General features: G+C 47.4%; 17 protein-coding genes. 13 read left to right on the forward strand and 4 right to left on the reverse strand.

The features are described 5' to 3' along the window. The 3 genes from H8876_RS07025 to H8876_RS07035 form a co-directional block, all read left to right on the forward strand. A partial coding sequence (locus tag H8876_RS07025) for an SDR family oxidoreductase (protein ID WP_249287140.1) occupies nt 1-506 on the forward strand: 506 nt, incomplete at its 5' end. Nucleotides 507-519: 13 nt separating this feature from the next. Then, nucleotides 520-1299, forward strand: coding sequence for an SDR family oxidoreductase (locus H8876_RS07030; protein ID WP_249287141.1), 780 nt, complete (start codon nt 520-522; stop codon nt 1297-1299). A 15-nt stretch (nt 1300-1314) separates the two neighbouring features. Then, nucleotides 1315-2073 carry an SDR family oxidoreductase gene (locus H8876_RS07035; protein WP_249287142.1) on the forward strand — a complete coding sequence of 253 codons (759 nt, stop codon included), beginning with the start codon at nt 1315-1317 and terminating at the stop codon, nt 2071-2073. 83 nt (nt 2074-2156) lie between these two features. Here H8876_RS07035 and H8876_RS07040 read toward each other — a convergent pair whose 3' ends face one another. Both H8876_RS07040 and H8876_RS07045 read right to left on the reverse strand, forming a co-directional pair. Continuing rightward, complete coding sequence (locus H8876_RS07040) at nt 2157-2654, reverse strand: SEC-C metal-binding domain-containing protein (protein ID WP_249287143.1); 498 nt, start codon at nt 2652-2654, stop codon at nt 2157-2159. Between the two features lie 10 nt (nt 2655-2664). Further along, nucleotides 2665-3639: a homoserine dehydrogenase gene (locus H8876_RS07045; protein ID WP_249287144.1), complete on the reverse strand. Its 975-nt coding sequence runs from the start codon at nt 3637-3639 to the stop codon at nt 2665-2667. A gap of 147 nt (nt 3640-3786) precedes the next feature. On the opposite strand from H8876_RS07045, the gene trmL reads away from it, so the two are divergent. The 10 genes from trmL to rnr all read left to right on the forward strand — a co-directional run bounded on the left by trmL (nt 3787) and on the right by rnr (nt 15249). Continuing rightward, nucleotides 3787-4257 carry a tRNA (uridine(34)/cytosine(34)/5-carboxymethylaminomethyluridine(34)-2'-O)-methyltransferase TrmL gene (gene trmL / locus H8876_RS07050; RefSeq protein ID WP_249287145.1) on the forward strand — a complete coding sequence of 157 codons (471 nt, stop codon included), beginning with the start codon at nt 3787-3789 and terminating at the stop codon, nt 4255-4257. Nucleotides 4258-4348: 91 nt separating this feature from the next. After that, complete coding sequence (rpoN, locus tag H8876_RS07055; RefSeq protein ID WP_249287146.1) at nt 4349-5797, forward strand: RNA polymerase factor sigma-54; 1449 nt, start codon at nt 4349-4351, stop codon at nt 5795-5797. Nucleotides 5798-5899: 102 nt separating this feature from the next. Continuing rightward, complete coding sequence (gap, locus tag H8876_RS07060; RefSeq protein ID WP_177264893.1) at nt 5900-6925, forward strand: type I glyceraldehyde-3-phosphate dehydrogenase; 1026 nt, start codon at nt 5900-5902, stop codon at nt 6923-6925. Nucleotides 6926-7059: 134 nt separating this feature from the next. Then, nucleotides 7060-8244 carry a phosphoglycerate kinase gene (locus H8876_RS07065; protein WP_249287147.1) on the forward strand — a complete coding sequence of 395 codons (1185 nt, stop codon included), beginning with the start codon at nt 7060-7062 and terminating at the stop codon, nt 8242-8244. A 2-nt stretch (nt 8245-8246) separates the two neighbouring features. Continuing rightward, complete coding sequence (gene tpiA, locus H8876_RS07070) at nt 8247-8993, forward strand: triose-phosphate isomerase (RefSeq protein WP_249287148.1); 747 nt, start codon at nt 8247-8249, stop codon at nt 8991-8993. Between the two features lie 14 nt (nt 8994-9007). After that, nucleotides 9008-10303 carry a phosphopyruvate hydratase gene (gene eno, locus H8876_RS07075; protein WP_177264896.1) on the forward strand — a complete coding sequence of 432 codons (1296 nt, stop codon included), beginning with the start codon at nt 9008-9010 and terminating at the stop codon, nt 10301-10303. 77 nt (nt 10304-10380) lie between these two features. Further along, nucleotides 10381-10611: a preprotein translocase subunit SecG gene (secG, locus tag H8876_RS07080; protein ID WP_177264897.1), complete on the forward strand. Its 231-nt coding sequence runs from the start codon at nt 10381-10383 to the stop codon at nt 10609-10611. Between the two features lie 139 nt (nt 10612-10750). Continuing rightward, complete coding sequence (locus H8876_RS07085; protein ID WP_249287149.1) at nt 10751-12769, forward strand: sodium-translocating pyrophosphatase; 2019 nt, start codon at nt 10751-10753, stop codon at nt 12767-12769. Between the two features lie 186 nt (nt 12770-12955). Continuing rightward, nucleotides 12956-13216 (forward strand): hypothetical protein, encoded by a 261-nt coding sequence (locus H8876_RS07090; RefSeq protein WP_249287150.1) that lies wholly within the window; start codon nt 12956-12958, stop codon nt 13214-13216. A gap of 65 nt (nt 13217-13281) precedes the next feature. Then, nucleotides 13282-15249 (forward strand): ribonuclease R, encoded by a 1968-nt coding sequence (gene rnr / locus H8876_RS07095; RefSeq protein ID WP_249287151.1) that lies wholly within the window; start codon nt 13282-13284, stop codon nt 15247-15249. Here rnr and H8876_RS07100 read toward each other — a convergent pair. Beyond that, entirely contained in the window at nt 15224-15655 is a 432-nt protein-coding gene (locus H8876_RS07100; protein ID WP_249287152.1) for a CBS domain-containing protein, read from the reverse strand. The genes rnr and H8876_RS07100 overlap by 26 nt on opposite strands. A gap of 102 nt (nt 15656-15757) precedes the next feature. Beyond that, nucleotides 15758-17230, reverse strand: coding sequence for a TrkH family potassium uptake protein (locus H8876_RS07105; protein ID WP_249287153.1), 1473 nt, complete (start codon nt 17228-17230; stop codon nt 15758-15760). Between the last annotated feature and the right edge of the window lie 56 nt (nt 17231-17286).

The raw sequence follows: 17286 nt of genomic DNA on the forward strand, positions 1-17286 counted from the left end.
ATGTGTATAAGAGACAGAATCAATACTTTGCCGTCGATGTGAAAAAAGAACAGGATTTGGATACCGTAATAAGAGAGATTGAGCAGGAAAGTGCGATTGATGCATTGTTTAATGTTGCTGGTTATGAAGTCAATAAGGACTTTGAAACGGTGTCGTATGATGAATGGAATGATTTATTAAATACGATTTTGGGAGGATCCGCAAACCTCTGCAGATCGGTTGCACCGAAAATGGCAAAAAGAAGAAATGGGAGTATCATTCTGTTGTCCGCTGATTATAGCAAAGAATTTGGAGATGATGTAGTGAATGCAGTAGCTGCTAGTACATTGCATGGATTCGGGAAGAGCTTTGGAGTAGAGATGGCATCTGACAATGTTTTAGTCAATGTTCTGTTCGCTAATACACCATTCGATCTGAACAAGGTAGTGGAAACTGCATACTATCTGGCAGATAAGAATACATATGCAACAGCACAGGTAGTATCTATTTCTGGAATAAACGTGTAGGGAGGTGGACTTGGTGAAATATGCAGAAATGAAAGAAAGAAGAGTTCTCATCACAGGTGGAACGCAAGGAATCGGTGAAGCTATGGCTGACCTGTTTTCTGCAGACGGTGCAAAAGTTGTTATAAATGGACGTGTGTTAAATGAAAAGGTGCAGAAGGTTTTGGATCGTACGGGTGCAAAGGCATCTATGGGGAGTATACTTAATCAGAGTGAAGCAGCAACTGTGGTGCGTAAAGCGGCTGAACTGAATGGTGGACTGGATGTTCTGGTGTGTAATGCTGCGGGAATGAGTATGGCGCCTTTTTTAGAAAGTGTGCCAGAAGAATGGTGGTCGCAGATCAAGATCAATCTATCTGGACATATTGCTTGCATACAGGAAGCAATTCCAATCATGCGTAAAAACGGAGGTGGGACTATCATTCTGATTAGTTCTTTCTTTGGAACGATTGGTTGGAATAATGCTACGGGGTATGGCTCGTCGAAATCAGGGTTAGTGGCGCTGGGGCAGTATCTGGCAAGAAAATATGAAAAGGATAATATCAAAGTTTGTACTATTATACCAGGTGTCATTGATACACCACAGTTGAATGTGGATGCTAACGACTTGAATATTTCTCTGGATGAAGTGCGGGAAATGTATGCAGATGATATTGCAATGAAGAGAATTGCAAGGCCGGAGGAAATTGCAGAAGCTGCGTTGTATATGGCTAGCGACGGAGGAAGAAACGCATTTAATGGAAGACATTTTATTGTAAGCGGTGGAGAATATAGATCGACACCATATTATATCTAACGGGGAGGGAATACTGTGAGAAAATTAGAAAAAAGAGTAGCGGTTATTACAGGTGGAAGCCGCGGAATTGGAAAAGGTATAGCACTGGAATTTGCGAAACAAGGAGCGAATATCGCTATTTCTTATCTTTCAAATGAAGAGGCGGCAAGAGCAACTGTAGCAGAGTGCGAGGAATATGGTGTAAAAGCGATTGCGGTGCAGGCAAATGCCGGGGATGCTGACGATGTAAAACGTATGGCAGATACTGTAGAAAAAGAATTTGGCACAGTCAATATTCTGGTAAACAACGCAGGTACTATCGGAATTGAAGTTTCTATTGAAGATATGGAAGTAGAAGAATGGGATAGAGTAATCAATACAGATTTAAGAGGAGTATTTTTGAGTAGTAAGTATTTTATTCCGCTTATTAAGAAGAGAACTGATGGAACTGTAGGCAAAATCATTAACATTTCTTCTGAGTTGTCAAAAAAGGGTCGTGAATGTTATGGCCACTATGCAGCATCTAAAGGAGGCATCAATTCTCTGACTATGTGCATGGCATTGGAACTGGCCCCAGAAATCAACGTAAATATTGTAGCTCCGGGACCGATCGAAACAGATATGATTTTGGCGGATATGGAGCCAGAATGGGTGGAAAAAGAAAAAGATATTCCGTTGAAGAGACTAGGAAAGGTGGAAGAGATCGCAGCGGCTGCATTGCTCTTGGCGTCGGATGATGGAAATTTCTTCTGTGGTCAATTTGTCAGTCCAAATGGCGGAGCCGTATTCTTCTAGATGATAAATCATTGCAGACAAACCAAAAACTCCTGATCGTCTGGTCAGGAGTTTTACTTTGCTCTATTAAAAGGTGCAACTGACTAATTTCTACCGCAGCAGTGTTTGTACTTTTTGCCGCTGCCGCATGGGCATGGATCGTTTCTGCCGATTTTCTTGCCCTTGACAACAGTTTTGGATTTCTTGAATTTTTTAGTCAGCTCTTTGATCTTGTCTTCTCCCAGGATGTCCATCCACTGCGGAAGGCCGTACAGATAATCGGCCTCGGCAACCAGCATATTATAAAAGAGAGTTTCCGGAACGATCTCAACTTCTACTTCGGAGTTTTCGTCAAAGTTTTCAAAATCATTGCCTTTCTTCAGGCTGCTGTTGATGCCGTCCAGAAATCCCATGAAGATCACAGGGCGGACTTCATATTTTGCAGCAAGCTCTCCCAGAGTTCCGGTCATTTTTTCTTCCGGCTTGTCCAGGATGTCGCTGTAGATTTTTGTTTCTGCACCGCTGTATTCTTCCCAGAAATCGCGGAATGTTTCTTCTGTCTGATTTTCGATCAGATCTTTCCATTGTTCAAATAAAGTCATGTTGCCCCTCCTATTTCAAGATCATCATGGAAATGTCGATCACATCTCCCAGGACTGCGCTTCCTGTTGGCAGCGGGCCTGCACCCTTGCCGTAGAACATAACGTCGTCCACCGCATTGCCCTTTACGAAGACTGCGTTGAACTCTTTGTTGATGTTTGCCAGCGGGTGGGTCGCGCTGATGTACATCGGACGAACTTCGTATTTGATTTCGTCGTTTTCATCTCTCCATGCATGTGCGATCAGTTTGATCTTGCATCCGTTGGATCTGGCCTCTTCGATCTTTTCCTTCGTGATCTCTGTAATACCTGTTGTCGGGATATCTTTTGGAGCCACGTACTTGTCAAACATGAGAGCCATCAGGATGGTCAGTTTGTTGGCAGCATCGATCCCTTCCACATCTGCAGTCGGGTCAGCTTCTGCAAAGCCCTGTTCCTGTGCATCTTTCAGTGCTGTTTCGTAATCCAGGCCTTCCTTCGTCATCATAGTAAGGATATAGTTGGTAGTTCCGTTGAGAATGCCCATTACTTCCTCAAACTTGTTGGCGCGCAGCGGACCTGTCAGCGTTCCCAGGATAGGGATACCGCCGCCTACACTGGCTTCAAAACGAAGGATCACATTGTTTTCTTTCGCTGTATTGATCAGTTCGTGATAGTTCGCGGCAAGAGCAGCTTTGTTTGCTGTTACCACGTGCTTACCGTTTTTCAGAGCGGAAAGCATAAACGTTGTGGCAGGTTCGATCCCGCCCAGCAGCTCGATCACGATGTCTATTTCGGGATCCTGGAAGATTTCGTCAGGATCGGATGTGAATTTTTCTTTTGGTACAGTGATCCCTCTGTCGCGTTCGGTGTCACGTTCCAGTATTTTTACGATTTCGACCTTCGCATTCAGCGTAGATTCAATTTCGGATCTGTTCATTTCTAAAGTCTTGTATGTGCCGGTTCCTATGTTTCCGAGACCAAGGAGTCCGATTTTTATTGTTTTCATTCTTACAACCTCCATCATTACTAAACACGTACCCATCAATTATATACCAAAGAAGAACTTTTGTCTTGTGGTTTTTAGCAGCTTGTTGACTTTTTTTCCGTAAATCGTACAATAATAGGAGAAACGTATATCACAGGAGGAAATTTTATGGCGATCCATATCGTTTTAGTGGAACCGGAGATCCCGCCAAATACGGGTAATATTGCGCGGAGCTGTGCCGCTACAGGGGCACATTTGCATCTTGTAAAACCCCTGGGTTTCTCCATTGATGATCGCAGCCTGAAACGTGCAGGGCTGGATTACTGGCCGTTTGTCAAGCTGGAAGTCCACGAAAGCCTGGAAGAGTTTTTGCACAGTTATGAAGGCAGGCGCATGTATCTGGCGACGACCAAGGGCGTTCATCGTCATACGGATGTGCAGTTTCAGGATGAGGATATGATACTTTTTGGCAGGGAAACGAAGGGGCTTCCAAAAGATTTCATCGCGAAACATCAGGAAAACACCCTCAGGATCCCTATGAGTGCGGATACACGGCTTCGTTCTCTGAATCTGGCGAACTCTGTAAATATCGTGCTTTTCGAAGCGTTGCGCCAACTGGATTTTCCGGGTCTGGAATAAGAAGTTGCCGACAGAGTGAGGCTGCCGATTTTATCAAAGCTTTCGTTGGCAAAAACTCATGGATATGATATGATAGTCATGAGGGATGAAAATGAGTATGAAACTTGGATATGACCTAACAATTGAACAGGCACAGAAACTGGTGATGACGCCGGAACTCATCCAGGCGATCCAGATCCTTCAATTCAATACACAGGAACTGGATGCCTATGTGGAAGAGCAGCTGCTTGTCAATCCGGTGCTGGAGCACAGCACGGCAGGGGTTTCTGATGAAGACGTCCGCGAGGATCGCGAGGAGTCATTTCATGATGCTCAAAATCAGGAGAACTCCTCGTCAGATACCAGTCAGGAGGATTTCGACTGGAAGGAATATATTCGAGAAAGACAGTACGATGATATCAGCTATCGGCAGGGTGAATACACTCCGGATGAGGACAGGAACGATCCTCTTGAACGCTATGTTTCCTCTGATGTGACGCTGCCGGAGCATCTGTTGTTTCAACTGCAGTGCTGCGGGATCTCCGATGAGGAGACACGTATAGGAGAATATATCATTGAATCCCTGGACGAGAATGGTTATCTTACTTCTTCTGCAAAGGAAATGGCTGAGGCTGTTGGAGTGTCTGAAGAAGAAGTTCTGGCAATGCTTTCGGTGATCCAGACATTTGACCCGCTTGGTGTAGGTGCGTCAGATCTGGCAGAATGCCTGCTGATACAGTTGAGACAGCAGGGGCAGCTGACGGAGATCTTTGAACTGGTGATACGTGACCATCTCAAGGATCTGGCAGAAAACAGACTGGGAACCATCGCGCGGGAAATGGGGATCTCCACTGGAGAAGTCCAGCTGATCAGCGATGTGATCCGCATGCTGGAGCCGAAACCCGGCAGACAATTCGCGTCCCAGGGAGAGACAAAATACATCGTTCCGGATGTTATCGTAGAAAAAATCGACGAAGAATACGTCGTGTCCATAAATGACAACAGCACACCGCATCTGATGGTAAGTTCCTATTATCAGAACCTGCTGCATAGTGCAGAAAAGGATGAAGCTCTGTCAAAATATCTGTCGGATAGAGTGAATTCGGCGCTTTGGCTCATCAAGAGCATCGAGCAGAGGAAGCAGACGATTTACAATGTTGTAAGTGCGGTAGTACGCTATCAGAAAGAATTCTTTGAAAAAGGAAGCAAATACCTGAAAACCCTGACACTGAAAGATATTGCCGAAGAAGTGGGTATCCATGAATCTACAGTATCACGATCCATCAATGGCAAATACATGCAGTGCTGCAAAGGTGTTTTCGAAATCAAATATTTCTTTTCTGCCGGTGTGGCAGGAAGCGCGGGAGAAGGGATCTCGTCCAACAGCATCAAGGAATTCATTAAAGAGATCGTTGACAAAGAAGATCAAAAGTCACCGTACAGCGATCAGGACATGGCGGAGATGCTTCAGGAAAAAGGCATCAAGATTTCACGCAGAACGGTGGCAAAATACCGGGATGAAATGCATATCCTGTCCTCTTCCAAACGGAAGAGATATTAACTTTGGCACTTCCCCAAAGGGGTTGAGCATATATTTACTTACTTAAACTTACTTAAACTTATTACTTATTGAAACTGTTTTAGTTGTTAGGAGGATGTTAAAATGGCAATTAAAATCGGAGTGAGCGGATTTGGCCGTATTTCACGTGTAGTGATTCGTGCAGCGATGGATATGCCGGAGATCGAGATCGCCGGGATCAATGTGCGTAATGCTGACAAGGAATACATGGTTTACATGTTGAAATACGATACGGTATTCGGTCGCTTTCCAAAAGAACTTGATGTTTATGAAGATGGGATCATCATCGATGGAAAGAGGGTTCCAGTGTACAGTGAAAGCGATGCAGCCAATATCCCTTGGTCTGAATGTGGTGCCGAATATATCGTAGAAGGTACCGGTGCGTACAACACGACCGAGAAAGCTATGGTACATATCAATCAGGGTGCGAAGAAGGTTATCATCACAGCACCTGCCAAGGACAAGACGACGCCGACATTCGTTATGGGTGTAAACCACGACGAATACACGAAGGATATGACGATCGTATCCAATGCGTCTTGTACTACAAACTGTCTGGCACCTGTCTGCAAAGTAATCGAAGATAACTGGGGCATCGAACAGGGACTTATGTCCACGATCCATGCCGCAACTGCGAAGCAGAAGGTAGTAGACGCAAGATCTCTGAAAGACTGGAGAACGGGAAGATCTGCCTTTGGCAATATCATTCCGACCAGCACAGGCGCAGCCAAGGCTGTAGGTCTGGTTATCCCGTCTCTCGTAGGCAGAATGACAGGGATCGCTTATCGAGTTCCGACCAACGATGTGTCGGTGATCGATGTAAATATTCAGTTAAAAGAGTCGGCAAGCTATGAAGAGATCTGCAGAAAGATCAAGGAAGCTTCCGAAGAAGGACCTATGAAGGGCGTTATCGAGTATATTGATGACGAAGTTGTTTCCAGCGACTTCATCGCAGATCCGCATACATCGATCTTCGATGCCAGAGAAGGAATCCAGCTGAACGACAAGTTCTTCAAGCTGATCGCTTTCTATGACAACGAATACGGTTACTCTACAAAGGTCCTCGAGCTGATCAGGCACATGTACCATGTGGACAACGCTGATGCATAAGAAGCACGGCCGCATGGCACAGCGCAGGGCGTGAAGCGGGATCCCGCGAGAGCGCTTTGCAGGAAACAGAAAAAAATAGCAGTCGGTATTTTCGTACCGACTGCTGACTGTTGTTAAAAGGATGGTGAGAAGAAATGAAAAAAACCGTGAGAGACATCGATGTATCCGGGAAGAAAGTCCTGGTACGGTGTGATTTTAACGTTCCGATGCAGGATGGAAAGATAACGGACGACAGAAGAATTACGGCAGCACTGCCTACGATCGAGTATCTGATCGAGCAGAACGCCAAAGTGATCCTGATGTCCCACATGGGCAGACCAAAGGGTGAGCCAAAACCGGAGTTTTCACTGCAGCCGGTTGCTGACAGACTTTCAGAACTGCTGAAGCAGGATGTCGTGTTTGCTAAATCGCCGGTAGTCGTAGATGACAGCGTGAAGGCAGCTGCAGAAGCACTTGCTCCGGGACAGGTGATGCTTTTGGAAAACGTGCGCTACAGAGCAGAAGAGACAAAGAACCAGGAGCCGTTTACCGGTCAGCTGGCATCTCTGGGAGATGTTTTTGTCAATGATGCGTTTGGTACCGCGCACCGTGCTCACTGCTCCACAGCAGGTATCGCGTCATATCTGCCTAGCGTATCCGGATTCCTCATCGAAAAGGAAGTAAAGTTCCTGGGTGATGCGCTGGAAGACCCGGCAAGACCGTTTATCGCTATCATGGGCGGTGCAAAGGTAGGAGACAAGATCCCTGTGATGGAAAATCTCATCGGGAAGGTAGACGCCCTGATGATAGGAGGCGGCATGAGCTATACATTCTTCAAAGCCATGGGATTTGAGATCGGAACATCGATCCTCGATGAAGAAAGCCTGGATCTGGCACGGGATATCATGAAAAAAGCAGAGGATGCCGGAGTGGAATTTCTCCTTCCGGTAGACACGGTTTGTGCAAAGGAATTCAACAATGACAGTCCGCAGATCGTCTGCGACCGGGACAAGATCCCTGCAGATATGATGGGAATGGACATTGGTCCGAAAACCGTGGAGCTTTATACGAAGAAACTGGCAGAAGCCAAAACCATCGTATGGAATGGTCCGGCGGGCGTATTTGAAATGCCGAATTTCGCGGCAGGGACAAAAGCGATCGCACAGGCTCTGGCAGACGGCGATGCCGTGACAGTGATCGGCGGAGGAGATTCCGCTGCGGCTGTAGAACAGTTCGGACTTGCTGACAAAATGACACATATATCAACAGGTGGCGGTGCTTCCCTTGAATTCTTAGAGGGAAAAGAACTGCCGGGAATAGCATGTTTGGAGGACAAATAATCATGAGGATACCATTTATTGCAGGAAACTGGAAAATGTTCAAGACAAAGGCTGAAGCAATCGCTTTTGCAGAAGAATTTCGTGAGCTTTACAAGGATACTGACGTGCAGACAGCCATCTGTGCTCCGTTCACAAACCTGGAAGCTCTGAAAGAAGCCTTTGCAGGAACGGAAATCAAAGTTGGTGCGCAGAATGTACACTTCGCAGATGAAGGTGCTTTTACCGGAGAAATCTCTGTTTCCATGCTGGAAGAGATCGGCGTGGATTTCTGCATCGTAGGACATTCTGAGAGAAGACAGTATTTTGGAGAGACAGACGAAACGGTGAACAAGAAGCTGAAAAAGCTCTTTGAAGGACCGATCCGTCCGATCCTGTGCGTAGGCGAAAGCCTGGAAGAACGGGATGCCGACAAGGCGTTTGATGTGGTGGGCGGTCAGATCAAGGCTGATCTGGAAGGCATCGACGCTGCGGACGTAAAAAAACTGGTGATCGCATACGAACCGATCTGGGCAATCGGAACGGGAAGAACAGCAACACCGGATCAGGCAGAGGAAATGTGTGCGTTTATCCGTAAGACGCTTATCGAACTTTACGGAGAAGAGGTTTCCGATGAAGTGATCATTCAGTATGGCGGAAGCGTTAAGCCGGCCAATGCAACTGAGATCATGAACATGGACGAGATCGACGGCGCTTTAGTAGGCGGAGCCAGCCTGAAGCCTAAAGATTTCATGGAAATCATTGATTTTTAAAGGAGGAACAGAACATGTCTTATATTGAAGATGTAGTAGCAAGAGAGGTCCTGGATTCCAGAGGAAATCCGACCGTAGAAGTTGAAGTGCTGCTGGAAGATGGTTCCATCGGCAGAGCGATCGTGCCATCCGGCGCATCCACAGGTGTACACGAAGCAGTAGAACTCCGTGATGGAGATAAATCCAGATACCTAGGCAAAGGTACTCTGAAAGCAGTAGAAAACGTAAATGATATCATTGCTGAGAAGATCCTGGGATGGGATGCTTTTGACCAGGTTGGTCTGGACAAGACTCTCATCGAACTGGACGGAACGCCGAACAAAGGCAAGCTGGGCGCGAATGCGATCTTGGGCGTGTCTATGGCTGTTGCAAGAGCTGCGGCTGAATCGGTAGGCCTTCCGCTCTTCCAGTACCTGGGCGGTGTAAACGGCAAAGTACTGCCGACGCCGATGATGAACATTTTAAACGGCGGTTCCCATGCGGACAACACTGTGGATATCCAGGAATTCATGATCATGCCGGTAGGCGCTCCAACATTCAGAGAAGCTCTGAGAATGGGTGCGGAAGTATTCCACAACCTGAAGAGCGTACTGAAGGGCAAGGGCATGAACACTGCAGTTGGTGATGAAGGCGGATTCGCACCGAACCTGTCCACAAACGAAGAAGCGATCCAGGTGATCATCGAAGCCATCGAAAAGGCTGGTTACAAGCCGGGAGATGATGTAAGGATCGCACTGGACGTTGCTGCAAGTGAATTCTATGATGCAGAAAACGATATTTACAACCTGACAGGCGAAGGCGTAAGCAGAACTGCAGAAGAAATGGTTGCGTACTATGAAATGCTCTGTGACAAGTATCCTGTTATTTCCATCGAAGACGGTCTGGCAGAAGATGACTGGGATGGATGGAAGATCCTGACTGACAGACTGGGCGGCAAGATCCAGCTGGTAGGAGACGATCTGTTCGTGACAAATACACAGAGACTGGCAGAAGGTATCGAAAAGGGTATCGCAAACTCCATTCTGATCAAGGTAAACCAGATCGGAACCCTGACGGAAACTTTCGATGCGATCGAAATGGCTAAGAAAGCCGGATACACTGCAGTCGTTTCCCACAGAAGCGGTGAAACGGAAGATACAACGATCGCAGATATCGTAGTAGGTCTTAACGCAGGACAGATCAAGACGGGTTCTCTGTCCAGAACGGATCGTATCGCCAAGTACAATCAGCTGCTCCGTATTGAAGAACTTTTAGACTTCACGGCACAGTATGCAGGCAAGGATGCGTTCTATAATATCAAAAAGAAGTAATTTCAATCAGTAAAGTGATTGATTTTTGAGAAATGCTGTGATAAACTCAAATGGTTAGATTACGAGGAGGAATAGATATGAGTTTAGCTCTGAAAATTGTGCTTGCAGTAGTCAGCGTGATTCTTACTATCAGTATCCTGCTTCAGTCCAGCAACAGTGCAGGACTGTCTGGATCCATCGGCGGAGGGGCGGAACAGCTCTTCGGCAAGAAGAAAAGCCAGGGATACGAAGGTTTGCTCAGCAAGATCTCAACAGTGACCGCAGTACTGTTTATCGTACTGTCACTGGTACTTGTTGCGCTGGAGTAGTAAATATTACTGCATAAAAGGCACGAACGTTAATTTAGTTTCTAATTAATTTATTTTAATATTTCGGTTGCAAACGATTAGAAAGGCGCGGAAACGCGCCTTTTCTAGTCGTATTGGAAGCGAGAGGGAGGTATTATCAATGAATGGTTTAGCAATTATTGCCGTTGTTGCGGCAATTATTGGACTGGTAGTTGCTGTTGGCCTTGCTTCATGGATCAGCAAAGCCGATGAAGGCAACGACCGGATGAAGGAAATCGCGGGATTCATCCGCGAAGGTGCGATGGCATTCCTGGCCAGAGAGTACAAGGTCATGGTCATCGTTATCGCAGTCCTGTTCCTGCTGATCGGATTCTTTATCAGCTGGATCACCGGTATCTTGTATGTGTGCGGTGCGCTGCTGTCTGTACTGGCAGGCTTCTTCGGTATGAAGGTGGCTACGCTGGGTAACGTAAGAACAGCATACGCTGCAGAAGAGTCTGGTATGAACAAGGCTCTGAAGATCGCATTCCGTTCCGGAGCAGTTATGGGTCTTGCCGTTACAGGACTTGGTCTGTTTGGTCTGGGCGTGGTTCTGTGCGTACTGGATCTGACAACAGTGGTAGAATGTGTAACAGGCTTTGGTCTGGGTGCATCCTCCATGGCTCTGTTCGGAAGAGTTGGCGGCGGTATCTACACGAAGGCTGCTGACGTAGGTGCTGACCTGGTAGGTAAAGTAGAAGCCGGAATCCCGGAAGACGACCCGAGAAACCCTGCCGTTATCGCAGATAACGTAGGCGACAACGTAGGTGACGTTGCAGGAATGGGTTCCGACCTGTTTGAATCCTATGTAGGATCTATCATTTCCGCTGTTACTCTGGCAGCTGTTGCAGCTGCAAACTCCGGCGGCCTGTTCAATGAAACGGCTGCAGCAATGTTCCCGCTGGTTCTGTCCGGCATCGGCATCATTGCATCGGTAATCGGTATCTTCATGGTTAGAGGCAAGGAAGGTTCCAACCCTGCTAACGCTCTGAACCTGGGTACATACGTTTCCGGTATTATCGTAGTTATCGCTACGATCATCTTATCGAAGGCAATGCTGGGAAGCTTTAATTATGCTATTGCGATCATCGCTGGTCTGGTAGTCGGCATTGCTATTGGTAAAATCACAGAAGTTTACACTTCCGGAGATTACAAATCCGTTAAGAAAATCGCAGAACAGTCACAGACTGGTTCCGCTACAACTATTATCAGTGGTCTGGGCGTAGGCATGCTGTCCACAGTACTGCCGATCCTGTGCATCGCTGTAGCAATCGTTGCAGCATATGCAACAGCTGGTCTTTACGGTATCGCACTGGCTGCTGTAGGTATGCTGTCCACAACTGGTATGACAGTTGCCGTTGACGCTTATGGTCCGGTATCCGATAACGCCGGCGGTATCGCAGAAATGTCCGAACTGCCGGAACACGTAAGAGAGATCACGGACAAGCTGGACTCCGTTGGTAACACAACGGCTGCTATCGGTAAGGGATTCGCGATCGGTTCTGCGGCTCTGACAGCTCTGGCTCTGTTCGCATCCTTCTCTGAAGTTGCTAAGATCGAAGATATCAGCCTGCTTCAGCCGATCGTAATCGTTGGTCTGTTCATCGGAGCTATGCTGCCGTTCATGTTCTCCGCGTTCACTATGAACTCCGTAGGACGTGCTGCAAACCAGATGATCGAAGAAGTAAGAAGACAGTTCCGTTCCGACAAGGGAATCATGGAAGGTACTTCCAAGCCTGACTATGCTAACTGCGTAGACATTTCCACAAGAGCTGCTCTGAAGGAAATGATCGTTCCTGGTCTGATGGCAATCATCGCACCGCTGCTGATCGGTATCCTGCTGGGCGTAGAAGCTCTGGGAGGTATGCTGGCCGGTGCTCTGTCCTCTGGTGTTCTGCTGGCTATCATGATGGCTAACGCAGGCGGCGCATGGGACAATGCGAAGAAGTACATCGAAGAAGGGCACTTCGGCGGCAAGGGATCTGATTCCCACAAAGCTGCAGTTGTAGGCGACACCGTAGGTGACCCGTTCAAGGATACTTCCGGTCCGTCCATCAACATCCTGATCAAGCTGATGACTATCGTATCCGTTGTATTCGCACCGTTATTCGTACAGATCGGCGGACTCATCTCCTTCTAAGAGAAGATGTTACATCAGTAAAAATTCGAATTTTAAAATCCTGCATTGCGGTTTTGCGATGCAGGATTTTTTCATCTTTTTGATGCAAAGGCTCCGCCGGGCGCTTTGCATCAAAAAAACAAAAACTGGCGAGCATAACTTGTTCTTTCTTTGCAGATACTAGAAGAAAAAGAGAGGAGAAGAGCTATGAAGAAAATCAGAGTATTTGCAGTTCTGCTGCTTTGTGTTGCACTTCTGGCATTCGCAGGATGCGGAGAGAAAAAATCGGACCAGGACACAGAAAACGGAACCGTTACGGAAGAAACCCTGAATCATGACGAGGAAACAAAGGGTACCGATGACGGCTCGGCAATGGATGAAATGAAAGACGGCGCAGAAAAAGCTGTGGACGACATGAAGGATGCGGTCGATGGCGACAAAACAGAGAACAGAACAAACAAGAACTAACAGATAAAAGGTGGCATTGCCGCCTTTTCTGCTGTACAATAGAACAAGTAAGTGAGGTGAGGGAAATGGCAAAAAAGAAAAAGAGACATACATATACAGGAATTTTGAGTAAACACCGAAAAGGGTTTGGATTTGTCGCATGTGACGACATAGAAGATGATGTGTTTATCGCGGCAGGATCCATGCACGGTGCCATGAACGGGGATGAAGTGGAGATCGACCTGATCCCGGAATATTTGTGGAGAGATTCCCCGGAGGCGATCATCACGAAGGTGCTTCATCGCAATACGACAGAAGTAGTGGGGACATTTGATAAAAGCAAGAAATTCGGATTTGTGATCCCTGAAAGCAAAAAGCAGAAAGAAGACATTTTTATTCGTAAAAAAGATTTTTCCGGTGCGAAAAAGGGAGACAAGGTAGTTGTTCAGATCACCCGTTATCCGGATCAGCACAATAGTGCAGAAGGGCGGATCTCAGAGATCATCAGTCGTGCGGGGCAGCCGGGAGGCGACATCAAAGCCATAGCCAGAACGTATGATATGAGAGAAACCTTTCCAAGCAGAGCCAATGCAGAAGCTAAGGCTATGAAACGGCAGGGTGTGCGGCAGGAAGATATCCAGAACCGAAAAGATCTGCGCGGCAAACATATATTTACGATAGACGGGGCGGATTCTAAGGATTTTGACGACGCTGTTTCGCTGGATGTACTGCCTAATGGCAATTATATGCTGGGTGTGCATATAGCAGATGTTTCTCATTATGTAAAGGAAGACGGCCCGCTGGATAAGGAAGCGCTAAAAAGAGGGACTAGCGTGTACCTGCTCAACCAGGTGATCCCTATGCTCCCAAAGGCACTGTCCAATGATATCTGCAGTCTGAATCCATATGAAGATCGACTGACGCTTTCGGTAGATATGGAGCTGACGCCCGAGGGCACGATGGTGAATCATGAGATTTATGAAAGCGTGATCCGCTCGGCAGCCCGGTTTGTCTACGACGATGTTTCGGATCTGCTGGAAGATGGAAAATGGCAGCTGGGCAGGAAATACGAGCCATTTCAGGACGATCTTCTCGCCATGCATAAACTGGCTGTGAAACTGGAAGAAAAACGGCGAGAGAGGGGCAGCATCGATTTTGACCTGGATGAGTCTGAGATCCGCCTGAACGATAAGGGGATCCCGGTATCTGTTGAGATCGCACAGAGAAGATCGGCGAATAAAATGATCGAAGAGTTCATGCTTCTGGCAAATGAGACTGTAGCGGAGCATTTTTACTGGATGGAAGTCCCGTTTTTATATCGTGTTCACGAAAAGCCGGAGACAGAAAAACTCGAAAAACTGAAGATTTTTCTGCGCAGCTTCGGGATCATGCTTCGTGGAAACAGGTCATCGATCCATCCGCGTGCCATCAGCAGTATCCTGGAACAGGTCAAGGGAAAGACGTGCGAAAACGTAGTCAGTTCTGTGACGCTGCGTTCCATGCAGAAGGCTTATTACAGCACATCTTGTGAAGGACATTTCGGACTGGCTTTGAAGTACTACTGCCACTTCACGTCGCCGATCCGCCGTTATCCGGATCTGATGATCCACAGGATCATCAAGGAAGTGCTGCATCACGGTGTAGATGGGAAACTGATCAAACACTTTGCGAAGGCTGCTGCGGAAGCTGCAGACATTTCCTCTGCAGCGGAGCGAAAAGCCATCGAAGCAGAACGTGAAGTGGAAAAAATGAAAAAAGCGGAATACATGTCATATCATATCGGAGAAGTGTTCGACGGGATCATCAGCGGAGTGACAGGATTTGGGCTGTACGTGCAGCTGGAAAATACCGTGGAAGGCCTGGTGCGGATCGACAGCCTGTATGATGATTACTATGATTATGATGCAGAACAATATTTACTAAAAGGACGGAGAAACGGCAAAGTCTATAAGCTTGGTGATACTGTTCGCATTTTTGTTGATAATGTAAATACAGACCGCGGCGAAATCGATTTTCTGCTGGCAGATTTCAGTCCATACCAGGGGCAAGACTGACAGCGGACAGTACATCTCCCGCTTCATCGATGCAGACCGGCCGGCTGGCCAGATCACCCAGGGAAAGCATGCCGACCAGCTTTTCGTTTTCAGTGACAGGCAGACGGCGTATCCTGTGGGACGAAAATACAAGAGCAGCGTCGTGACTGTCCATGTCAGGTGTGATGGTGACGGGATGAAGGGACATGATATCTTTCGCTGTGAGAGAGGATAGATCGTCAATGCTCCTTGCCAGTGCGCGCAGCACTAGATCGCGATCTGTGACCATGCCGAGAAGCTGTCCCTGCTGGCTGCAGACCGGAAGGCTTCCCACATCCTCCCTTTGCATCTGCTGTGCGATGTGAGAAACGGACGACCCTTCCGTGATACAGGAAATATTGGTACTCATCAAATCTTTTACTTTCATAAAAAAGCTGCACCTCCTATGCTGTTAGGATGTGCAGCTTTTGCAGTTTGATACAGGATTTCCGCCGGAGTTTTCTGCAAAGGATCTGCGGAGCTGTACGGCTTAACGCGCTCTGCCCCAGAAGTTCCTGGTGAACAGGATCAGGATCGTGAAAAGCTCCAGCCTGCCGATTATCATCAGTGCGCTGAGATACAGCTTCAGCAGTGGGTGGAAGAAGGAGAAATTGATGATGGATGATGTTTCTCCGAATGCGATCCCCGTATTGGACAGCATAGCCAGTGTCGTGGTAAAAGTGGTCTCCATATCGAGCCCCTGCAGGGAGAGGACGACAGCGGAAATGAAGAACACGCCCAGGTAGGTGAAAATAAATGTGGTGATCCCTGTAACCAGAGAAACGGACATGGAGCTGTCTCCCAGTTTTACAGCGACAACAGATCTTGGGTGGATCCTTTTGATGCATCCGCGCCAGATCAGCTTCATCATAACGATGATACGAACGACTTTGATGGATCCGGCTGTGGAAGCTGAGCAGCCTCCGATAAACAGCAGGGCGATCATGATGATCTGGCATGTGGCAGGCCACAGGATGCTGGTGTCGCGAACGTATCCCGTAGTCGTAGCCATGCTGACTACCTGGAAGAAGGATTCCCGCAGTGCAGAACCAGGGGCAAGACCATCTACAAATACGAGGTTGGCAGTACAGATGCAGACAGCAATAGCAATGATACACAGATATACCCTCAGTTCGATGTCTTTAAACAGATATCCCGGTTTCCCTGTGATCAGGTAGTGATACAACACGAAGTTGACTGACGACAGGATGCAGAAAACAGAAATCACGATTTCCACATAAAGACTGTCGTAGTGAATGATCCCTGCCGGATGAACCACCAGTCCTCCGGTACTGATGCTTCCCATGGTATTGACAGCTGCATCGAATACCGGCATTTTGCCTGAAAGCATCAGCAGTATGAATTCCAGTGCTGTGAATGTAAAGTATGTCAGATAGAGGATCTTGGCAGAATCGCTCATGCGCACTGTCATTTTTTCCAGAACAGGGCCGGGCGATTCGGCGCGTGCGATATACTGCCCGTTTATCCCCAGTGCAGGCAGGATGGAAATGACGAAAACCAGGATCCCCATGCCGCCAAGCCAGTGAGAGATCGCTTTCCACAGTACGAGACTCTGCTCGGTATATTCTGCATTGATGGAGGTGCATCCGGTTGTTGTAAAGCCGGCTGTAGACTCGAAGATCGCATCGAGAAAATTCCCCGCATGTCCTGAAATATAGTAAGGGAATGCTCCGGCGATCGAAGCGATGAGCCAGCAGAGAGCAACGACTAGATATCCTTCACGAGAACGGAATTTTACCGTATGATTTTTGATCGTGACCATGATGAGAAGTCCGAAGACGGCAGTGATCGGAGCACAGATCCGAAATGCACGGGCAGATTCCGGTTCTTTTGCAAATTCAGCGTAAAGCCATGGTATGATCATGGAAATGCCTATAATGAACAGGATCGTGCCGAGGATCCGTACGATCGCTTTGTAATTTAAAGCTGTAGAATGTGTCATCAAATAGTCGCCTCCCTTAATAATCCTGGTTCCAGAAGCGCGGAGTCAGCCTGTCT

The sequence above is a fragment of the Lentihominibacter faecis genome, from assembly GCF_014306095.1.
Taxonomy (GTDB): domain Bacteria; phylum Bacillota; class Clostridia; order Peptostreptococcales; family Anaerovoracaceae; genus Lentihominibacter; species Lentihominibacter faecis.

Excerpts from the sequence above, each read along its gene's own strand:
- H8876_RS07040 (WP_249287143.1), bottom strand. The coding sequence starts at position 2,654 with ATGACTTTATTTGAACAATGGAAAGATCTGATCGAAAATCAGACAGAA.
- gap (WP_177264893.1), top strand. The coding sequence starts at position 5,900 with ATGGCAATTAAAATCGGAGTGAGCGGATTTGGCCGTATTTCACGTGTA.
- H8876_RS07045 (WP_249287144.1), bottom strand. The coding sequence starts at position 3,639 with ATGAAAACAATAAAAATCGGACTCCTTGGTCTCGGAAACATAGGAACC.
- tpiA (WP_249287148.1), top strand. The coding sequence starts at position 8,247 with ATGAGGATACCATTTATTGCAGGAAACTGGAAAATGTTCAAGACAAAG.
- H8876_RS07105 (WP_249287153.1), bottom strand. The coding sequence starts at position 17,230 with ATGACACATTCTACAGCTTTAAATTACAAAGCGATCGTACGGATCCTC.
- rnr (WP_249287151.1), top strand. The coding sequence starts at position 13,282 with ATGGCAAAAAAGAAAAAGAGACATACATATACAGGAATTTTGAGTAAA.
- rpoN (WP_249287146.1), top strand. The coding sequence starts at position 4,349 with ATGAGTATGAAACTTGGATATGACCTAACAATTGAACAGGCACAGAAA.
- secG (WP_177264897.1), top strand. The coding sequence starts at position 10,381 with ATGAGTTTAGCTCTGAAAATTGTGCTTGCAGTAGTCAGCGTGATTCTT.
- H8876_RS07090 (WP_249287150.1), top strand. The coding sequence starts at position 12,956 with ATGAAGAAAATCAGAGTATTTGCAGTTCTGCTGCTTTGTGTTGCACTT.
- H8876_RS07085 (WP_249287149.1), top strand. The coding sequence starts at position 10,751 with ATGAATGGTTTAGCAATTATTGCCGTTGTTGCGGCAATTATTGGACTG.
- trmL (WP_249287145.1), top strand. The coding sequence starts at position 3,787 with ATGGCGATCCATATCGTTTTAGTGGAACCGGAGATCCCGCCAAATACG.
- H8876_RS07065 (WP_249287147.1), top strand. The coding sequence starts at position 7,060 with ATGAAAAAAACCGTGAGAGACATCGATGTATCCGGGAAGAAAGTCCTG.
- H8876_RS07100 (WP_249287152.1), bottom strand. The coding sequence starts at position 15,655 with ATGAAAGTAAAAGATTTGATGAGTACCAATATTTCCTGTATCACGGAA.
- eno (WP_177264896.1), top strand. The coding sequence starts at position 9,008 with ATGTCTTATATTGAAGATGTAGTAGCAAGAGAGGTCCTGGATTCCAGA.